Here is a 17,578-nt window from a genome sequence, read left to right on the forward strand (position 1 = left end):
AGCATCCAATCCTCGATGGGCTTGTGTGCGCCCGGCCGATCCGCTAAGCGCAAGCAGCATTTGCAGGAAATGTGGGGAACCATGTTCGAATTCATCACCTGGGGCGGTGCCGCCCTTTCGCTTGCCGGCCTACTAGGCCTGGTTTGGTGTATTCTGCGTGTGATGAAAGCGCGCAAGTCCGGCCTGACGGACGAAGAGTTGCGCGCTGCTGTTCAAAGCGTTCTGCCGTGGAATCTGGCGTCGCTTTTTCTTTCTGTGATTGGCCTGATGCTGGTGATCCTGGGAATTTCGTTCAGCTGACGCGTTGCCTTAGACAGGCATATTGTCGAACTGCGCTTCCATCACATCTTCACACAGCGCGGCATCCAGATGTCGCAGTCGCGAAGGCACATGTACGCCCTGTTGACGCATCCGATCAATCACTTTGGTTACACTGGGCTGAAGCGCCAATCGGGTCTCAAGACAGGCATTCTGCAGCTTTTGCTCAAGGTGTTCGGCTTCGGAGTACAAACTACTTGCAGACATAATAATCCTCCCAATTGCTATCACTGTCGCCGATATAGGTAACGGTTTTAAGACCTGCTTATCCTGACGAAGAAACGCGCGGAAACCTGCCTGCCACCTACCCCGCATCGGCAACCTGAGGCAGAATGATTAAATTCTACTCGGATTCGGATTAACTTGCCTTGACACGCATCAAATCGAAGATTGCCAGTTGCGTCATATTCTGAAAAACATATATGACTAAAGGCACGCTGACGGAGACCCAGATGACACCAATTGTGAAAGCGTTTTTTGACCCTGACACCAATACGGTCTCGTACCTCGTACAGGAACCCGAGGGGACGGCCTGCGCAATCATCGACAGCGTTCTGGACTTCGATCACGCTTCGGGTCGAACCAAAACCAGCTCGGCAGATCAGATCGTCGCTTACGTACGCGACAATGAACTGAGGGTGGAGTGGATTCTGGAAAGCCATGTGCATGCCGACCACCTCTCGGCTGCCCCCTATCTGCAGCAAGAACTGGGGGGAAAGATCGGCATCGGTGAACAGATCGTTACGATCCAGGAGACCTTTGGGAAGATCTTCAATGAAGGAACCGAGTTCCAGCGCGACGGCAGCCAGTTTGATGCCCTGTTTCGCGACGGCGACAGCTTTCACGTCGGACAGATGCGCGGTGATGTACTTCACACGCCCGGCCACACGCCTGCCTGCATGACATATGTCATTGGAGACGCAGCATTTGTGGGCGATACGTTATTCATGCCCGATTTCGGCACAGCGCGATGCGATTTCCCCGGCGGGTCTTCGGAGAAGTTATTCGAGTCGATTCAGAAAATCCTGAGCCTGCCGGATGAAACCCGCATCTTCGTTGGTCATGACTACAAGGCTCCGGGGCGTGATGAATTTGCGTGGGAGACAACGGTCGGCGAACAAAAAGCCCTGAACGTCCATATCGGACAGGGCAAGTCCATCGAGGAGTTTGTAGAGATGCGCGACGCGCGCGATGCGACGTTACCCATGCCGCGCCTGATTCTGCCGTCTCTGCAGGTCAACATGCGGGCCGGGCAGATGCCTCCTGCGGACGAACAGGGCGATGTGTTCCTTAAGGTGCCGATCAACAAGTTGTGACGCGGACCCATCAGGCAAACTGAGGACAACAAATGTACACAGAATGGATTTGGGGACTGGCAGGTGGCCTGCTTATCGGGTTGGGCGCTGCGGTCTACCTTTTGGGCAATGGGCGCATCATGGGGGCAAGCGGAATTCTGGGGGGTCTTGTCGATGGCAGTGACCGGACCCTTGAACGCATAAGCTTCATTGCCGGTGTCGTTGCAACTCCACTTGTTTTAAGCCCTCTGCTCTCTTCTGCGCCCAAGACCCATCTAACCAGCAATTTCGCGGTGATTGTACTCGCCGGAGTTCTAGTTGGAGCAGGAACGCGCATTGCAAACGGATGCACCTCGGGGCACGGGGTTTGCGGAATCTCTCGGTTTTCTTTCAGGGGCATCATCGCGACGTTGATCTATATCGCCGCGGGAGGTGCAACAATTGCACTTATGCGGCATCTATGGGGGCTGATTTGATGCGGATTCTCATTTCTTTGCTGGCTGGCTCGCTGTTTGGTGCTGGTCTTTTAATCTCGGGCATGACCGATACCACCAAGGTTCAAGGGTGGCTGGACGTGTTCGGCAACTGGGACCCCACCCTGGCATTTGTGATGGGCGGCGCGATCCTGCCCATGCTCGTCGCGTGGAGGATGACGGCCCACCGCAAGCCGCTGACCGGCGGCCAGTTTCCCAAGGCTACCCCGCCTCAGTTGGATCGCCGCCTGGTTATCGGATCCATAATGTTTGGCATGGGCTGGGGTTTATCCGGGCTCTGCCCGGGGCCAGCCATCGCGTCCATCACCTATGGGGGTCTTGGCGGAATCGTGTTTCTTGCCGCGATGCTCGCGGGAATGATTGCGGCGCCCAGGCTTGGTGTGCAACTGGACAGATCCGCAAACGCGGCCTAAGCAATTGCCATGGAGATTCGACCAATAACCCCCCGCTATGCCGTCTCGCCCCAGATCACGGTCGAGGATGTACCAGCCATCGCCGCTGCAGGTTTCGTTAAGGTCATCTGTAACCGCCCCAATGCCGAAGTTCCGCCCAACATGCAGTCGGATGCAATCGGTCAGGCTGTTCTTGCGGCAGGGATGCAATATGAGGTTCTGGAACTGACCCACCAGACCATGACACCCGGCAATGTTGCCCTGCAACGGGAATTGGCCGAAAGCTGTTCTGGCCCCGTTTTGGCCTATTGCGCGTCGGGTACCCGCTGTTCGGTTGTATGGGCCTTGGGCCAGTGCGACCACATGAGCACGGATGAAATACTCGAGGCCACTACCAAAGCTGGTTACATGTTGGACAACTTGCGCCCTGCGCTGGATCATATGCGCGATTCAGACTGATAATGGCCTCAAGCGATCAGTTTTGCTCAGGCTCGTTGCCAAGGCCCGTCAAACCAGCAAGTTGCGAAATCTCGGCCATCACCTGATCCGGGTTTCCAAGGCCCAGATCGCCCTCCAAATCATTCAATGCCGCTGAACTTATAGGCACAACGTCATGTGCTGCGTTTGATGGCATCGGGTCTGTCAGATCGTCCGGCACCGGCGCGTCGCTACGCGCCTCGAAAAACTCAGGCATTTCGGATTGTTCCAGTGCCTCAACCGAAACACATTCGTTCAGCCGAACTGCGCGCATCCCTCCGCATTGTCCCAGACGTCCGATTGCAGCCCGGTTTCTATCGATGGTCAGGATTTCCGAGCGATCCAACCGCGATCCGGCCAGAGGCAGAACATCCCCCACCGTCAGCCCGGACAGGGTTGCCAACGGCACTGACATCCGGCTGATCACTGTGTTTAATTCAGCTCGAAGAACCCCCGATGCTTGCTCGAGGTTCGGGCCGGCAGCAATCTGAATTGCATCGTCCGCCTCCTGCTCTGCCGGCATATCGGGCAACAGGACCGTGATCTGTCCCTGCCGCAGCCCACCGCCAAGCTCAACCGTCAGTTCAAACACGCGATATACGTCCTCGATCATAGCCAAAAACAAGGATCGTTGATCCGGTAACCGCGCCTGAAACTCAAACCCGGTAAGGCTGGATTGTTCGGCGGTCGTGTCAACCAACCCCGCGGCCTTGGTCAAAGCATCTTCGACCAGCGGCGCCACCATAGCTGCATCCGTATCGGTGAATTCGCGCGCTGTTGGTGGGCTGGCCATAACCTCACCAATTGTCTGCACTTGTACGATCGCTGATGCGACCCCCAAATCTACGCAAATCGCTGCGGACATTCCGTCCGCATTGCCCAGATGCAGCAACATCCAATCCACGTCAATCACTTCTGCCAGCGCGTCCGGATTTCTGTGAGACTGCTTGGCGCCGATCACCGACAGCGGCAACTGGAACCGATCTCCTGCAGATCTCGCAAAGGCCAGCCGAAGGGCCCGCAGAACAGAACGCGGCTTTTCACCCTGCTCTTCCTGTCCCGCGGAAAGTTTGCGCGCCAAAGCTGTACTGACGGACTGCGTCATGCCGGATACCGAATTGAGTTTCTAAACCTGTTATCCGGTCTAACCCGTGGCGGGTTACCAATGTCTTTATGGCCGCGTCATTGCGCAGCTTGCCGATGCGCCATCGGAAGGCGGACGCGAAAGGCCGCTCCGCCCTGCCCGGGAAGATAGCTGATCTCACCACCCAAACGCTGCATGATCTCGCGACAGATGGCCAATCCCAGACCGGCACCACCCGCCTTGTCGCCACCGACACGGGCAAACTTTTCGAACACCATTGACTGCGCATCGGGTGGAATACCGCTGCCATTGTCCGCGAAATCGATGACAATCTGCCCCCCGACATCATGGGCCGAGATGGTCAGAACGGGTTCGTCCGCGTCGCAGTATTTCTGCGCGTTCGAAATCAGATTGATGAAAACCTGTCCAAGACGATCAAGGTCAGTGTGCAGCGGAATGCGCTCGGAAGGTCGCGAGCGGCGTACCTTGAGTTTCGGGTGCGACCCCGCCAAAGCGCTGGAGACCGCCCGATCCAGGATCGAACTCAAGGTATCCCCGCCCATGTTCAGGTTTACACGGCCGCTTTCCAGTACACTCAGGTCCAGCAAATCGTCCAGCAAACGCGTCAACCGCAAAGCCTCATCATGGATGATCGCTGCGTAACGCGTTTGCTCTTCGGCACTCAGACCATCTGTATCGCGCATGATCTCGGAAAAGGCCCGAATTGAGGTCATCGGCGTCCTCAATTCATGACTGACTTGACTGAGAAAGCCGTCCTTCTGTTCGGAAATCTGCGTCAGCTTGGTGTTTGCTTCTTGCAGTTGTCGCGCCGTGCGGCTGAGCTCGGCAGATTTGACTTCAAGCTGGCTGGAATACTCTAACAGTTCGGCCGACTCGTCCGCCACCGCAAGCAGGTCCTCGACAGAAACGGACGATCCACCGACAATCTGCCCGATCATCGCATGGGCCGTGGCTGCGCCGACCGAGCCGCTAAGTTCACGTTCCAGTCTTTCCAAAAACCCCGGCGTTGGCTCAGGCAGGCTTGACCGTCCACCTTGCGCTTCCGCCTCGTGCTGAAAGAACTCCTGCGCCGGGCCGGAGCCCAGAATGCGCTGTGTCATGATCATTAGGTCTTCGCTTTGCGCCACCGACCCGGTCCAGCCAGCCGGCGAGACCGAGTGATCAAAAACGTTGACGAACTGCGCACCCTGAAGGCGTTCCAACGGGCTGGGGAAGCTCAGCAAGGACGTGACGCAAAACGCGGCCGTATTCAAAGCCAACGACCACATAACCGAATGGACCATCGGGTCCATGCCTTCGATCCCGAACAGGGCACGCGGACGCAGCCAACCCCAACCGAAAAGGCCATTCTGCAACACCGAGTCGGGCATTATGGCGCCCCCCATCCCCGGCAGCAATAAAGTGTAGATCCACAGCACAAAGCCTACCGTCAGCCCGACCAACGCCCCGGTTCGAGTAGCCCCGCGCCAGAACAATCCGCCAACCAGCGCCGGCAAGATCTGAGAAATACCTGCAAAGGCCACAAGCCCTATCGACGCAAGAGCTGCCCCACCGCCCGACAAACGATAGTAGTAGTAACCCAACGCCATGATGACCGCGATGGACACGCGCCGCGCCAGCAGTACCACGTTTCGTACGTCACCCGAGACGGAACCCGACCCCTCTTGCGTGCTTAGCCAGATCGGCATGACCAGATGGTTCGACACCATGGTCGACAAGGCCATGGCGGTCACGATGACCATCGACGTTGCCGACGAAAACCCACCGATAAAGGACAGCATCGCAAGCCAGTCATTGCCTTGCGAAAGCGGCACTGTCAGGACGAACAGGTCAGGGTTCGACCCTTCTGGCATCAAATCCAGGCCTACAACGGCGATGGGAACAACGAACAGGCTCATCAACAACAGATACAGCGGAAAGGCCCACGCAGCGGTTCTCAGATGCCCTTCATCCGCATTCTCAACCACCATCACCTGAAACATCCTTGGCAAGCAGATGAAAGCAGCAGCGGACAGGAAGATAAATGTGGTCCAACGTCCGGCATCAACATTCCATTGCCCAATCTCTGAGGCGTCGATGCGATCCATAATCGGGCCAACCCCACCCGCAACGCCCCAAACGACAAAGATACCAACCGCAAGCAAGGCAAACAGCTTTACGACCGATTCCAGCGCAATGGCGGTGACGACACCGTGGTGCCGTTCGTTTGCGTCCAGATTTCGGGTGCCGAATAGAATCGCAAAGACCGCCAGACCTGCAGCCACCCAAAATACGCTGGAGCCTTCACGATAAAGGCCAGAAGGGTCAGCCTCGGCAAAGATGGAAAAGGAAAGGGTAATGGATTGCAGCTGCAGCGCGATGTAAGGCGTCCCACCCAATACGGCCAGAATTGTCACGCAAATGGCCAGCGTATTTGACTTCCCGTATCGCGATGAAATCAGGTCCGCGATGGATGTGACGCGCTGAGTACGCCCGACCCGCACCAGCTTGCGCAAACCCCACCACCAACTCAGCATCACCAGTGTTGGCCCAAGGTAAATCGTAACGAACTCTAACCCGGACCGCGCAGCGTTTCCAACCGCGCCATAAAAAGTCCAGGCCGTGCAATAGATCGACAGGGACAACGTGTAGATCAACGGCGACCTTAACCAGGCCCCCCGGCCAGCAGCCGCCATCCGGTCCGCGGCAAATGCCACTCCGAACAACAGCACGACATAGCCGAGGCAAACAAGGATCAGGACGTTTAGTGTGGCCATCGATCCGTCTCTGCCTCGGAATTGTCACTTCCAGCCATTCGTCTGGCCGCAAATCCAAAGATAAGGCTGATCACAATTAGCAAGGCCCAGCATGTGAAGATATACAGGATTGCCGAAGACAGCGGTACGCCGCCTTCAGGCGCGCCCTGGCTGGGCCAGAGCAGCGGAATAGCAACCAAAGCGGCCCCCAGAATGGGCAACAAGCGTGCCGCATCCATCAGCCTGCGGCGGCGATAGCCTTGACGCTCGAGAAATAGCGAAGGTCGGACCCCTGTGGGTTTACGATCTTCGCCCGAATTCATGACCGGGTTGCCTGCGCGTGCAGGTCTCGCACTGCTGTCAGCACTTCGGCATTCGAAAACGGTTTTGTCATAAAGCGGCTGACCCCGGCATTTTCGGCCATTTCCCGATCTCGCGATTGCCCGCGTGCAGTCAGCATCAATACTGGCAAATGTTGCATACCCTCAAGCTCGCGCAGGTCGCGCAGAATCTCCATTCCGCTCTTGCCGGGCAGCATAACGTCCAGAATGACCAGATCAGGGTCCGCCCCCTGAATGACCTGTAGTGCATCCGACCCTTCTGCGTGCGTTTCTACGTGCCACCCCTCTCGGGTCAGCAAAAATCGAATGGCCTCTGCGATGTTGGGCTCATCCTCAATTAACAGAACCTTGCGGCTCATATGTTCCTTCCTCCCCGTGACGGGTTCCGTCCATGAACCTGTCGGCGTCAGCTTACGCGTTCTGTCAGGAAACTGTCAAAAACCTTCGCTCAAAATCGACGGCTCGCGGCGCGAAGTGCACGCGTCATTTGGGCAGACCCGGCAACTCGGGCCGACACGCGTCACAGGTTGCGCGTTCTGTGCCCCCTCATCCACCGACCGAACAAGCATAACCGAATGGTAAACAGGCGCATCGTCATAGCCCGAAACCATCTGCGGCCACGCGTAAGCATAACAGTCGAACTCGGCCGCCGTTCGCCCTAACTGAACAACGCGTTTGCGGATCGGGACCAATGGCCTGTTCAGCGCCTGAAAGACAGGCCAGAACGGGCACGCTTCGCCGAATCTCGGCATGGCGAAGCCCGGAACGGATTTACTGAACAGGATACTCCCAGAAGCGTCACAAACCACCAGCCCGGTTGGTCTGCTCAGATATCCGTCGGGCAATGTCGCCAGCCGCCGCAGAACCGTGCCAACATCTACTGAAAACCGCGCGGCCAGAGCCAGCGGATCGGGGTCGGCCTCGGTCAGAGCCTTCTGCACTTCTTCCAGGGGCATGGCCCTGGCATCGGCCGCATAGATTTCCAGATGTCCTTTGGCCACGGTTCGCGCCGCGGCCGAATCCAGCGAGCTCAGGTCAATATCCGCGTCGGTTCCGCCGGTTTCGATGTGAGGAAAATGATAGCCGTTGGCCTGAAAGAACGCCTCGACATCCTCGGAGGGTACACCACGCCGGTCTTCAGCCATTTCAGAATCATCCAGATACGCCACCAAAGACTTGGAACTGTCGGCCAGGCGTTCAGCATCCTGGTGCAGGTTGCGATGAAACCGATCGCGCCACTCGGGTTCGATTTCCTGCGTGTCGGCCAAAATTGCCGCCGTTGAACGAATCGCTGCAGCTGTGGACAGCACTTCATGCATCGACGCGGCAAGATGAGGGTCATGCGTCAGCCGGTCGGACAGGGTCTCGACCGTGCGCTCCAACGAGACGACCCGGCGGTGCATTTGGGCCAGCACGCCCGCCCATCCGGGAAACCGTCCTGCGAATTCCTCCAGCGCATCCACTTCGGCTTGCTGCCCCACTGCGTCTGCAGCTGCTTCGCGCAGCGCTGAGATCAGCGTCGCCTCAATCCCTTGGGTCAGCAGCGAAGGCTCAACAGCCAGCGCATTGGCGATATCCACCAGCAGCTTACCCCCAATCCGACGGCGATTGTGTTCGATCAGATTCAGATAAGATGCCGAGATGCCGACCTGCCTTGCAAGTTCGGCCTGCCGCAAACCTGCGATCTGGCGTCGTTCACGAATGCGGCTACCCGTCAGCGTATCGCGCATGTTTTTTCACCCAATTCGCTCAATCGTTTTCAAAACTCCCTTTAGATTTCTAGTTTTTAACTGGTAATTTTCATAGCCTATTTACAATCTTCACAGGCTTGACCACAAAATACCAAGACCTTTTGCCCCTGCGACCGGCGCGCAATCCGCCAAATCTGCGTCCACCCTCTTCTAATTTTCCTGAAATCCTTGCACGATAGGCGAATGAGCGATCCAGCTTTCGAATATGCCCCCATCGGATTGGTCGAGTTGGAAAACCGCATCATCCGACGCTGCAATTTGCAATTCGCCCGCACCTTTGGCGGCGAAGAAGCAGAGTATCGCAACATGCCCCTATTGCACCTCTACCCTTCGGTCGCGGATTGGGAGAGGATCGGACAGCGCAGCCTCAAAGTTATGCAGGATACGGGATACTACACCGACGAACGGGTCATGCGCCGACGCGACGGTGACCTCTTCTGGTGTCGGGCACGGGGTCGGTCTCTGACACCGGATGACCCGTTTCGCCACGGGATCTGGAGCTTCTCCGACATTTCGGAAGAACGCCCGTTGGTCGAGCTGACGACCCGCGAACGTGAAGTTGCCATCCTGTCGTGTCGCGGTTTGTCGGCCAAGGAAATCGGCGTCGAATTGGGGTTGAGTTACCGCACGATTGAAGCCTACCGAGCGCGTTTGCTCGAGAAGTTCGGCGCGCGCAAACTACCGGAACTTGTAGCAAAACTCTCGGGGATGCCGCTTTAATCCCCTTCCCCCTCGAAATATTGGTTAAAACCGTTATCTGACAGGCCGAGACTGCGCTTTTCATGACCGTGCGCATAGCTTATAACGCTGCGTAATCAGACCAAAGCCCGCGAGAACAGACGGGCCAAAGGGGAACCGTCGAGGACACTCATGACAGATACCAAACACGAAGCGGATGTGGCATTCATCAAGGCACTGGCCGAACTGCTGCGCGAAAACGACCTGACCGAACTGGAAGTCATGCGCGAATATGGCGACGACGACAGCCTCAATGTCCGCGTCAGTCGCATGTCGCAAGTCGCACCCGCCCCTGTTCAGGTGGCCGTACCCGCAGCGGCACCAGCACCGGCAGCCGCGCCCGCGGCAGCAGCTGCACCTGTCGAGGCCCCGGCAGCACAGGAAGATCCAGCCAGCCACCCGGGTGCTGTCACCTCGCCCATGGTTGGAACCGTTTATATGCAGCCCGAACCTGGCGCACCTTCCTTCATCAGCGTCGGCGCATCGGTGTCCGAAGGTGACACCCTGCTGATCGTCGAAGCGATGAAAACCATGAACCACATTCACGCACCTAAATCCGGAACCATCAAACGCATTCTGGTTGGTGATGGTGACGCGGTGGAATTCGGCACCCCTCTGGTCATCGTTGAGTAAGGCAGTCCCATGTTCGACAAGATCCTGATTGCCAACCGAGGCGAGATCGCCCTGCGCGTCATCCGCGCCGCGCGCGAGATGGGGATTAAGACGGTTGCCGTCCATTCCACCGCCGACAGCGACGCAATGCACGTACGCATGGCCGACGAATCGGTCTGCATCGGTCCTCCGCCCAGCCCGCAAAGCTACCTATCGGTGCCCGCGATCATCTCGGCCTGCGAAATTACGGGCGCACAGGCGATCCACCCCGGCTATGGCTTCCTGTCTGAGAATGCCGAGTTCGTTCAGATCGTCGAAGATCACGGCATCACTTTCATCGGCCCCACCGCCGAACATATCCGTGTCATGGGAGACAAAATCACCGCCAAGGACACGATGAAAGCGCTGGGCGTTCCTTGCGTCCCAGGCTCGGACGGAGGCGTTCCCACGCTGGAGGATGCCAAGCGCATCGGTGAAGAATTCGGCTATCCCGTCATCATCAAAGCCACGGCAGGCGGCGGTGGTCGCGGCATGAAAGTCGCGCAGACCGCTGATGAGATGGAAAGCGCGTTCATGACCGCGCGGGCCGAAGGCAAAGCCGCCTTTGGTAATGACGAGGTCTATATCGAGAAATACCTGACCACGCCGCGGCATATCGAAATTCAGGTCTTTGGCGATGGCAAAGGAAAGGCCGTCCATCTGGGCGAACGCGACTGTTCGCTGCAACGTCGCCATCAGAAGGTGTTTGAAGAGGCTCCCGGCCCCAGCATCACCCCGGAAGAGCGTGCCAAGATCGGTAAAATCTGTGCAGATGCGGTTGCCAAGATCAACTATATTGGCGCAGGAACCATTGAGTTCCTGTACGAGAATGGCGAGTTTTACTTCATCGAGATGAACACTCGTCTGCAGGTGGAACACCCTGTGACCGAAGGCATCTTCGGCGTCGATCTGGTGCGTGAGCAAATCCGTGTTGCCGCAGGCGAGCCGATGTCGTTTGGTCAGGACGATCTTGTGATCAACGGCCACGCCATCGAAGTTCGGATCAACGCCGAAAAGCTGCCGAACTTCTCGCCCTGTCCGGGCAAGATATCGGCCTATCATGCCCCCGGCGGTCTGGGAGTGCGTATGGATTCGGCGCTGTATGACGGGTATTCGATTCCGCCCTACTATGACTCGCTGATTGCCAAGCTGATCGTACAGGGCCGCGACCGGGCCGAGGCCTTGGCACGTCTTGAACGCGCACTGGGTGAGTTGATCGTGGACGGTATCGACACAACTGTGCCGCTGTTTCACGCGCTGCTGCAAGAGCCGGATATCCACAACGGTGACTACAATATTCACTGGCTGGAACACTGGCTCGCGGCGAATATGGCCCAATAATACCACTGGACCAGAGGGCACTTGCGCTCTGGTCCCCAAGTATCGCGCATGAGCCTGACCCCTGAACTTTTGCTACACGGCTACTCCATCGGAATTTTCCCGATGGCCGAACACAGGGATGACCCGGAATTGTTTTGGGTCGATCCAAAGTATCGTGGCGTCTTTCCGTTAGATGGCTTTCATATATCGCGCAGCCTTGCACGCCGCATTCGAAAGTCAGACTTTTCCATAACCATCAACCGCGATTTCGCCGGAGTGGTGGATGGATGCGCCGATCGGGCGGACACATGGATCAATGCCGAATTGCGTGGTCTGTACCAGAAACTCCACCTCGCCGGTCGGGCCCATTCTCTAGAGGTCTGGGACGAAGACGCATTGGTCGGTGGCGTCTACGGCGTTGCGCTGGGCGCTGCGTTTTTTGGCGAAAGCATGTTTTCACGCCGAAAAGACACTTCAAAGATCGCTCTGGCCTATCTGGTAGATCGCCTGCGCCAAACCGGATTTCGCCTGTTTGACACGCAGTTTTTGACCGCTCATCTGGCTTCTTTAGGAGCCATTGAAATTCCGCGATCGCAATACCGAAACGCATTGGAAGAAGCGATCAACGCAAGTGCAGATTTCGCGGCAGAGGTGCCTCAATCACCCGACGGAGTGATACAGCGGATCACCCAGACGTCATAACGCGCGTGGTCCAGCGCGTTCAAAGCGGGCGACGTGGCGATCATCCAACCGTCAAACAGTTGATCCGTCCTGCCTTTTTCCCAGATAGTCAGATACGCAAACGCATCACCGGTCGGGTTGTCCGCCGGGTAACGGCAATCACCCAAGGCCACATCCAAGCCAAAAACCGGCTGTGTTTGACCATTCCGCATTTCAACATCAACCGTCTGACCGCTGACCTTGTCCAGACCGCGCAGCATTGCACCCGGGCCAGACTGGGCTTTTTGCTGGCCCGTGGCCCCCGTCGCGGCCAGCAACGCGGCAATCAGGGCAATCCTCTTCATTCGCTTCCGTCCCCGGCGACGAATTTGACCAACAGGGAAATCAGACTGACGGCACCTTGCGTATCCTCGACCTGATCACCCGCCTCGAAATAGAATGGCGAACCACCCGGCATGACCTCGACAAAGTTACCGCCCAGAAGTCCTTCGGAGGAGATGACAATAGCGCTGTCATCCGGCACCAGAATCCCGTCAGAGATCGTAAAGGTGGTGTCGGCCCTATATGTTTCAGAGTTCAGCGTTACACCGGTCACGGTGCCAATCTTGACACCTGCAAGGCGCACGTCGGTGCCGACCCCGACCCCTTCCAGGGAACGGAAAGAAGCCCCCAATTCGTACCCGTCACCGCCTTGCGACAGGCCTGTGGACTGGCTGGCGTAAACGCCAAATGCGACGGCACAGGCCAAAACGACCCCACCGACCAGAACTTCGGTTGCATTATAGCTCGACATTGCTCGCCTCGTGTTATTCCGGGCTCCAGGCTTCATAGTCTTTTCGCTCGACCGGGTCCGGGCGGCGCAAAGACCCTGCCGGCGTATATGCCAAAGCTGAGCCTGTCAGGTTTTCCTGATGCGGTTTTTCCCAAGATTTATGATTAAGCGGTTTGTCCGTCGGCGGTTCATCCCAAGTGCGGTGCAGCCAGCCATGCCAGTCCGGGTCAACGCGGCTTGCCTCGGCCTCACCATTGAAAATCACCCAACGTCTGCTGTCGTCGGCATTGCGGTAAAACACGTTGCCTTCATCGTCTTCGCCGACCTTGATACCCTTACGCGATGTGTAAATCTGCGTGTTCAATGTGGCTCCGTTCCACCAGGTTACGGCCCGCAAAAGACTGTTTAGGATTCCCATCGGCTGCCTCCGGCATTTCTGTACCCGCAGATATGGACCAAAGGCGGGCTAAGGTCCAGTGTCACAAGGCGCGCACCTTCTATTCCGGCAGAAAGGCGGTCACCTCAATCTCGATGCGGTATTTTGGGTCAATCAACCCGCATTCGATCATTGTCGTCGCAGGTGGATTTGCCCCGAATGTTTCGCGCAAAATGGGCCAGCACGGTTCAAACTCGAACCGATCCGGCAACATATACGTAACACGCACCACATCGGCAAAGCTGGCACCCGCGTTGGCAAGCGCTTTTTCGATTGTACCCAACGCCGAGCGGCATTGTTCGGTAACGTCATCGCCCTGCCCGACTGTACCAGCGACATGAACCCAGCCCCCGGCGACAACAGCCCGGCAATAGCCGATCTTTTCTTCGAATTCTCCGCCAGATGAAATCCGTTTGATTGCCATTGTCACCCCATAAGAAAACGGCGCGGTGAATGCCGCGCCGTGTTTTTGAATTCCGACTTGTCTTAACCCGCGGACGCTGATTCCGCCGCATCGGCGTAGATGATGAGCGGTTGCTTGTCCGACGACACAGCCTCTTCGTTCACAACAACCTCTGTCACGTTTTTCATGCCCGGCAGTTCGAACATCGTGTCCAGCAGGATATCTTCCAGAATCGAGCGCAATCCGCGCGCGCCGGTCTTGCGTTCGATAGCCTTCTTGGCGATCGACTTGAGCGCGTCATCCGTAAAGGCCAGCTCAGCGTCTTCAAGTTCGAACAGGCGCTGATATTGCTTGACCAGAGCGTTTTTGGGCTTGGTCAGGATGGTCACCAGCGCATCTTCGTCCAGATCTTCCAGCGTCGCCAGAACCGGCAGTCGGCCGACGAATTCCGGAATCAGACCGAACCGCAGCAGATCTTCGGGCTCTAGATCCTTGAAGATCTCACCAACGCCGCGTTCGTCATTGTCCCGCACGTCGGCACCGAAACCCATCGCCGAGCCTTTGCCGCGCTGTGCGATGATCTTGTCCAGACCTGCAAACGCACCACCGCAGATGAACAGGATATTCGTGGTGTCCACTTGCAGGAACTCCTGCTGCGGATGCTTGCGTCCACCTTGCGGCGGCACACTGGCAACGGTGCCTTCCATCAGTTTCAGCAGCGCTTGCTGCACACCCTCACCCGACACGTCGCGTGTGATCGAGGGGTTTTCGGACTTGCGGGTGATCTTGTCGACCTCGTCAATATAGACGATGCCGCGCTGCGCCCGCTCCACGTTGTATTCGCTGGCTTGCAGCAGCTTAAGGATGATGTTCTCAACATCCTCACCCACATACCCGGCTTCGGTCAGTGTGGTTGCGTCTGCCATGGTGAACGGTACGTCCAGAATACGTGCCAGAGTCTGAGCCAGCAGCGTCTTACCGCAACCGGTCGGACCAATCAGCAGGATGTTGGACTTGGCCAGTTCAATATCGCTGCCAGCCTTTTGCGCATGGTTCAGACGTTTGTAGTGGTTGTGAACCGCAACCGACAGAACGCGTTTGGCGGTTGCCTGTCCGATTACATAATCGTCCAGCACTTCGCAAATATCTTTGGGTGTCGGCACGCCATCGCTGGACTTCAGGCCGCTGGCCTTTGTCTCCTCACGGATGATGTCCATACACAGCTCGACGCACTCGTCGCAGATGAAAACGGTCGGGCCGGCAATCAGCTTGCGTACCTCATGCTGACTCTTGCCGCAGAAGCTGCAGTAGAGCGTGTTTTTGCCGTCGCCGCCTGAATTCGTCGCCATGTTCTACCTTTCGGGCTTCGTCCCTGCAGCCCGAACCGGACCGCGCTTGCCGCATGTTGGTGCAGCTTAGGCCACCACTGGGGCGGCTACAATCTCAAAAATGGCCCCCACGCCCGGGACGTGGGGACAAATTCTTAGGCCTCATCACCATCCATTTTGGCGCGATTTTCGACGATCTCGTCGATGTGCCCCCAGTCCTTTGCCTCTTCCGGGCTCATGAAATTGTCACGATCCAGAGCTTTTTCAACCGCCTTTTTAGTCTGGCCGGTATGACGCACGTAGATGTCATAAAGGCGATCCTTCAACTTTTGTGTCTCGGCTGCGTGAATCATGATGTCGCTGGCCTGGCCCTGATAACCGCCACTGGGCTGGTGCACCATGATCCGGCTGTTGGGCAGAGAAAAGCGCATTCCCTTCTCGCCACCGGCCAGCAAAACCGACCCCATCGAAGCCGCCTGACCGATTACCAATGTCGAACATTTCGGCTTGATGTACTGCATTGTATCGTAAATCGACAAACCGCTGGTCACGACGCCGCCGGGCGAATTGATGTAAATCGAGATTTCCTTGTTCGGATTCTCTGCCTCAAGATGTAGCAATTGCGCGACGACCAGGTGGCTCATCCCGTCGTGGATTGGGCCATTGATGAAAATGATCCGCTCTTTGAGAAGGCGCGAGAAAATGTCGTACGCCCGTTCACCCCGGCTGGTCTGTTCGACGACCATGGGAACGAGCGTATTCATATAGGTATCAACGGGATCGAACATGAGAACCTGCCTGTTTTGCTATGGATCGGGACATTACCCGAAGAAACGTTACCCGAGTCTTAGTGTCGCCACGGGGGGGCTGCAAGGGGGGCACAACAGATCGCGCTTTAACCGACAAATTTAGGTGGATTATCGGATCCCAAATGCAAAGATGCAGTAAAGGTTGAAATCCAGATTGACGCACTTGGGCACAAGTTCCCCTTTTCCCATCACATCATTTTGATCCATGCATATGGAAATTCATGCTCAGAACGTGTAGCAAAACTCACCGCAATTTCGCGGACCACTCGAAAAAATCACGCGCCCGCCTCAGGGCCCGAAAGGAAAACACCAATGGCATTGCCGCAGATTTCACCCAACATGACATCTGACGATTTCGATCGGATGGCGGGAAATGCGACCCGCGCATCGAATTTCCTCAAGGCAATCAGTCACGAAGGCCGCTTGATGATCCTGTGCCATCTGGTCTCTGGCGAGAAATCCGTGACCGAGCTTGAGGACCTTCTTTCCGCGCGTCAGGCGGCGGTATCGCAGCAACTGTCCCGTCTTCGCCTTGAAGGTCTGGTGATTCCTCGACGCGAAGGCAAGGCGATTTACTATCGACTCGCTGATGATAGACCGCGCCGGATGCTGGAAGTTGTGTACGAACTGTTTTGCGGTGACGAGAAGAGCTGATTTCGCTTTCCCTTCCACCGCATCTGATGCGTAACTCACGTCTTTCTGACCCAAACACCGCTTGAGGGTGCTGCAATACTTTTTGCCTATCACCCAGGCGGTCAATTGGTCTGCAGTTTCGCAACATCAGGCCCGATTCAAGACACCGTAAAATACTGGTTCCAGCCAATAAAAGCTGATACGCCATATTCAGATAATCCAATGGAGGTACTGATGATCCGAGCAATTCTGGTAGGACTAGCGCTGTTTTCTCTCGCCGCATGCGAGACCGCCAAAGGCGCAGGCAAAGATATCGAAAAAGCGGGTGACGCCATTCAAGGCGCAGCGACGGACGTCCAGGAAAACCTCTGACGCGCTTCAGGATGTAGCGAATGAGCAACATCCATCCACAAGATGTGGTTGAAAATCGTGGCCATCCAAGGTACCCTCCTTGGTACAGGTGCATAGACGCGGCATTGCATTTCTGACAAAACCTCGGGGTTCTTGTGAACACACAAGAACCCCGTTCCCATTTTGAGTGGGGGTAGAGTGGCAGCCCATAAGGCAGGGAATTTGAAAAAGGAAAAGGCGTCAGGTGCGCAGACGCGGTCCATGCATGTACCCTTACGGATACTCCTGACGCCTTGCCGGGTCGATACGTCCGAGGGACGCGCCGATCCAGTTGCCCCAACCCTAAAGCGGGTCACGGCTGCTGCACCGCACCCTGAGGTGCTTTACAGCACGCATCAACCTTCTGAGAGTCTGATCATTTGATCCGGGTCTGACACCCAGCTCAACTAACCATCCACCGGTAAGCCTTTGCATATAAAAGCCAATCCTAAGACTTGCCTCTATTGCGTCGACCCCCTTGGTCTTTGCGCCCCACCCTGGTTCCTAAG

At 56.7% G+C, this 17,578-nt stretch carries 23 protein-coding genes; 11 read left to right on the forward strand and 12 right to left on the reverse strand.

The window, feature by feature from the left end; genetic code table 11:
• The first annotated feature begins 81 nt into the window (after positions 1-81).
• Positions 82-300, forward strand: coding sequence for a hypothetical protein (locus GOW92_RS12460; protein WP_170560931.1), 219 nt, complete (start codon positions 82-84; stop codon positions 298-300).
• Between the two features lie 9 nt (positions 301-309).
• Here GOW92_RS12460 and GOW92_RS12465 read toward each other — a convergent pair whose 3' ends face one another.
• Positions 310-525 carry a hypothetical protein gene (locus tag GOW92_RS12465; protein WP_170560932.1) on the reverse strand — a complete coding sequence of 72 codons (216 nt, stop codon included), beginning with the start codon at positions 523-525 and terminating at the stop codon, positions 310-312.
• Positions 526-770: 245 nt separating this feature from the next.
• Here GOW92_RS12465 and GOW92_RS12470 point away from each other — a divergent pair, with 245 nt between their 5' ends.
• From GOW92_RS12470 to GOW92_RS12485, 4 genes are read left to right on the forward strand one after another with little or no spacing between them, the layout of a single operon-like run.
• Entirely contained in the window at positions 771-1,634 is an 864-nt protein-coding gene (locus tag GOW92_RS12470) for an MBL fold metallo-hydrolase (RefSeq protein ID WP_170561518.1), read from the forward strand.
• Positions 1,635-1,666: 32 nt separating this feature from the next.
• Complete coding sequence (locus GOW92_RS12475) at positions 1,667-2,089, forward strand: YeeE/YedE family protein (RefSeq protein ID WP_170560933.1); 423 nt, start codon at positions 1,667-1,669, stop codon at positions 2,087-2,089.
• Entirely contained in the window at positions 2,089-2,520 is a 432-nt protein-coding gene (locus tag GOW92_RS12480) for a DUF6691 family protein (RefSeq protein ID WP_170560934.1), read from the forward strand. The genes GOW92_RS12475 and GOW92_RS12480 overlap by 1 nt, the downstream gene beginning before the upstream one ends.
• A 9-nt stretch (positions 2,521-2,529) precedes the next feature.
• Positions 2,530-2,958 carry a TIGR01244 family sulfur transferase gene (locus GOW92_RS12485; RefSeq protein ID WP_170560935.1) on the forward strand — a complete coding sequence of 143 codons (429 nt, stop codon included), beginning with the start codon at positions 2,530-2,532 and terminating at the stop codon, positions 2,956-2,958.
• A 16-nt stretch (positions 2,959-2,974) separates the two neighbouring features.
• On the opposite strand, the gene GOW92_RS12490 is transcribed toward GOW92_RS12485, so the two are convergent.
• The 5 genes from GOW92_RS12490 to GOW92_RS12510 form a co-directional block, all read right to left on the reverse strand.
• Positions 2,975-4,081, reverse strand: coding sequence for a FliM/FliN family flagellar motor C-terminal domain-containing protein (locus GOW92_RS12490; protein WP_170560936.1), 1,107 nt, complete (start codon positions 4,079-4,081; stop codon positions 2,975-2,977).
• A 77-nt stretch (positions 4,082-4,158) separates the two neighbouring features.
• Positions 4,159-6,837: a sensor histidine kinase gene (locus GOW92_RS12495; protein WP_170560937.1), complete on the reverse strand. Its 2,679-nt coding sequence runs from the start codon at positions 6,835-6,837 to the stop codon at positions 4,159-4,161.
• Positions 6,825-7,139, reverse strand: a complete 315-nt coding sequence (locus GOW92_RS12500) for a hypothetical protein (protein WP_170560938.1) — start codon at positions 7,137-7,139, stop codon at positions 6,825-6,827. The genes GOW92_RS12495 and GOW92_RS12500 overlap by 13 nt, the downstream gene beginning before the upstream one ends.
• On the reverse strand, positions 7,136-7,516 hold the full coding sequence (locus GOW92_RS12505; protein ID WP_170560939.1) for a response regulator transcription factor: 381 nt from the start codon (positions 7,514-7,516) through the stop codon (positions 7,136-7,138). Before GOW92_RS12505 ends, GOW92_RS12500 begins: the two co-directional genes overlap by 4 nt.
• 75 nt (positions 7,517-7,591) lie before the next feature.
• On the reverse strand, positions 7,592-8,887 hold the full coding sequence (locus GOW92_RS12510; RefSeq protein WP_170560940.1) for an XRE family transcriptional regulator: 1,296 nt from the start codon (positions 8,885-8,887) through the stop codon (positions 7,592-7,594).
• Positions 8,888-9,091: 204 nt separating this feature from the next.
• On the opposite strand from GOW92_RS12510, the gene GOW92_RS12515 reads away from it, so the two are divergent.
• The 4 genes from GOW92_RS12515 to aat all read left to right on the forward strand — a co-directional run bounded on the left by GOW92_RS12515 (position 9,092) and on the right by aat (position 12,319).
• Complete coding sequence (locus tag GOW92_RS12515; RefSeq protein WP_170560941.1) at positions 9,092-9,628, forward strand: LuxR C-terminal-related transcriptional regulator; 537 nt, start codon at positions 9,092-9,094, stop codon at positions 9,626-9,628.
• A gap of 150 nt (positions 9,629-9,778) precedes the next feature.
• Entirely contained in the window at positions 9,779-10,279 is a 501-nt protein-coding gene (gene accB, locus GOW92_RS12520; RefSeq protein ID WP_170560942.1) for an acetyl-CoA carboxylase biotin carboxyl carrier protein, read from the forward strand.
• A gap of 9 nt (positions 10,280-10,288) precedes the next feature.
• A complete protein-coding gene (gene accC / locus GOW92_RS12525) occupies positions 10,289-11,638 on the forward strand; it encodes an acetyl-CoA carboxylase biotin carboxylase subunit (RefSeq protein WP_170560943.1) in 1,350 nt (449 codons plus the stop codon).
• Between the two features lie 48 nt (positions 11,639-11,686).
• On the forward strand, positions 11,687-12,319 hold the full coding sequence (gene aat / locus GOW92_RS12530) for a leucyl/phenylalanyl-tRNA--protein transferase (RefSeq protein ID WP_170560944.1): 633 nt from the start codon (positions 11,687-11,689) through the stop codon (positions 12,317-12,319).
• Here the strand turns inward: aat and GOW92_RS12535 are convergent.
• From GOW92_RS12535 to GOW92_RS12560, 6 genes are all read right to left on the reverse strand, one after another.
• A complete protein-coding gene (locus GOW92_RS12535; RefSeq protein ID WP_170560945.1) occupies positions 12,274-12,642 on the reverse strand; it encodes a DUF2155 domain-containing protein in 369 nt (122 codons plus the stop codon). The genes aat and GOW92_RS12535 overlap by 46 nt on opposite strands.
• On the reverse strand, positions 12,639-13,091 hold the full coding sequence (gene mlaD / locus GOW92_RS12540) for an outer membrane lipid asymmetry maintenance protein MlaD (RefSeq protein ID WP_170560946.1): 453 nt from the start codon (positions 13,089-13,091) through the stop codon (positions 12,639-12,641). The genes GOW92_RS12535 and mlaD overlap by 4 nt, the downstream gene beginning before the upstream one ends.
• Positions 13,092-13,104: 13 nt before the next feature.
• Complete coding sequence (locus GOW92_RS12545) at positions 13,105-13,488, reverse strand: NADH:ubiquinone oxidoreductase subunit NDUFA12 (protein ID WP_170560947.1); 384 nt, start codon at positions 13,486-13,488, stop codon at positions 13,105-13,107.
• Positions 13,489-13,567: 79 nt separating this feature from the next.
• The gene (locus GOW92_RS12550) at positions 13,568-13,930 is read right to left on the reverse strand and encodes a RidA family protein (protein ID WP_170560948.1); all 363 of its coding nucleotides are present in this window, start codon (positions 13,928-13,930) and stop codon (positions 13,568-13,570) included.
• Between the two features lie 62 nt (positions 13,931-13,992).
• A complete protein-coding gene (clpX, locus tag GOW92_RS12555; RefSeq protein WP_170417906.1) occupies positions 13,993-15,258 on the reverse strand; it encodes an ATP-dependent Clp protease ATP-binding subunit ClpX in 1,266 nt (421 codons plus the stop codon).
• A gap of 134 nt (positions 15,259-15,392) precedes the next feature.
• Positions 15,393-16,025, reverse strand: coding sequence for an ATP-dependent Clp protease proteolytic subunit (locus tag GOW92_RS12560; RefSeq protein WP_039970058.1), 633 nt, complete (start codon positions 16,023-16,025; stop codon positions 15,393-15,395).
• 333 nt (positions 16,026-16,358) lie between these two features.
• On the opposite strand from GOW92_RS12560, the gene GOW92_RS12565 reads away from it, so the two are divergent.
• Together GOW92_RS12565 and GOW92_RS12570 are read left to right on the forward strand one after the other, a co-directional pair.
• Positions 16,359-16,700, forward strand: coding sequence for an ArsR/SmtB family transcription factor (locus tag GOW92_RS12565; protein ID WP_170560949.1), 342 nt, complete (start codon positions 16,359-16,361; stop codon positions 16,698-16,700).
• Positions 16,701-16,913: 213 nt separating this feature from the next.
• Positions 16,914-17,051: an entericidin A/B family lipoprotein gene (locus GOW92_RS12570; protein WP_170560950.1), complete on the forward strand. Its 138-nt coding sequence runs from the start codon at positions 16,914-16,916 to the stop codon at positions 17,049-17,051.
• Positions 17,052-17,578 lie beyond the last annotated feature (527 nt).

It is taken from the genome of Ruegeria atlantica (assembly GCF_013032505.1).
GTDB lineage: Bacteria > Pseudomonadota > Alphaproteobacteria > Rhodobacterales > Rhodobacteraceae > Ruegeria > Ruegeria atlantica_F.

Bases quoted from the DNA above. Each gene is read 5' to 3' on its own strand.
- GOW92_RS12460 (WP_170560931.1), top strand. From the start codon at position 82: ATGTTCGAATTCATCACCTGGGGCGGTGCCGCCCTTTCGCTTGCCGGC.
- GOW92_RS12465 (WP_170560932.1), bottom strand. From the start codon at position 525: ATGTCTGCAAGTAGTTTGTACTCCGAAGCCGAACACCTTGAGCAAAAG.
- GOW92_RS12470 (WP_170561518.1), top strand. From the start codon at position 771: ATGACACCAATTGTGAAAGCGTTTTTTGACCCTGACACCAATACGGTC.
- GOW92_RS12475 (WP_170560933.1), top strand. From the start codon at position 1,667: ATGTACACAGAATGGATTTGGGGACTGGCAGGTGGCCTGCTTATCGGG.
- GOW92_RS12480 (WP_170560934.1), top strand. From the start codon at position 2,089: ATGCGGATTCTCATTTCTTTGCTGGCTGGCTCGCTGTTTGGTGCTGGT.
- GOW92_RS12485 (WP_170560935.1), top strand. From the start codon at position 2,530: ATGGAGATTCGACCAATAACCCCCCGCTATGCCGTCTCGCCCCAGATC.
- GOW92_RS12490 (WP_170560936.1), bottom strand. From the start codon at position 4,081: ATGACGCAGTCCGTCAGTACAGCTTTGGCGCGCAAACTTTCCGCGGGA.
- GOW92_RS12495 (WP_170560937.1), bottom strand. From the start codon at position 6,837: ATGGCCACACTAAACGTCCTGATCCTTGTTTGCCTCGGCTATGTCGTG.
- GOW92_RS12500 (WP_170560938.1), bottom strand. From the start codon at position 7,139: ATGAATTCGGGCGAAGATCGTAAACCCACAGGGGTCCGACCTTCGCTA.
- GOW92_RS12505 (WP_170560939.1), bottom strand. From the start codon at position 7,516: ATGAGCCGCAAGGTTCTGTTAATTGAGGATGAGCCCAACATCGCAGAG.
- GOW92_RS12510 (WP_170560940.1), bottom strand. From the start codon at position 8,887: ATGCGCGATACGCTGACGGGTAGCCGCATTCGTGAACGACGCCAGATC.
- GOW92_RS12515 (WP_170560941.1), top strand. From the start codon at position 9,092: ATGAGCGATCCAGCTTTCGAATATGCCCCCATCGGATTGGTCGAGTTG.
- accB (WP_170560942.1), top strand. From the start codon at position 9,779: ATGACAGATACCAAACACGAAGCGGATGTGGCATTCATCAAGGCACTG.
- accC (WP_170560943.1), top strand. From the start codon at position 10,289: ATGTTCGACAAGATCCTGATTGCCAACCGAGGCGAGATCGCCCTGCGC.
- aat (WP_170560944.1), top strand. From the start codon at position 11,687: ATGAGCCTGACCCCTGAACTTTTGCTACACGGCTACTCCATCGGAATT.
- GOW92_RS12535 (WP_170560945.1), bottom strand. From the start codon at position 12,642: ATGAAGAGGATTGCCCTGATTGCCGCGTTGCTGGCCGCGACGGGGGCC.
- mlaD (WP_170560946.1), bottom strand. From the start codon at position 13,091: ATGTCGAGCTATAATGCAACCGAAGTTCTGGTCGGTGGGGTCGTTTTG.
- GOW92_RS12545 (WP_170560947.1), bottom strand. From the start codon at position 13,488: ATGGGAATCCTAAACAGTCTTTTGCGGGCCGTAACCTGGTGGAACGGA.
- GOW92_RS12550 (WP_170560948.1), bottom strand. From the start codon at position 13,930: ATGGCAATCAAACGGATTTCATCTGGCGGAGAATTCGAAGAAAAGATC.
- clpX (WP_170417906.1), bottom strand. From the start codon at position 15,258: ATGGCGACGAATTCAGGCGGCGACGGCAAAAACACGCTCTACTGCAGC.
- GOW92_RS12560 (WP_039970058.1), bottom strand. From the start codon at position 16,025: ATGTTCGATCCCGTTGATACCTATATGAATACGCTCGTTCCCATGGTC.
- GOW92_RS12565 (WP_170560949.1), top strand. From the start codon at position 16,359: ATGGCATTGCCGCAGATTTCACCCAACATGACATCTGACGATTTCGAT.
- GOW92_RS12570 (WP_170560950.1), top strand. From the start codon at position 16,914: ATGATCCGAGCAATTCTGGTAGGACTAGCGCTGTTTTCTCTCGCCGCA.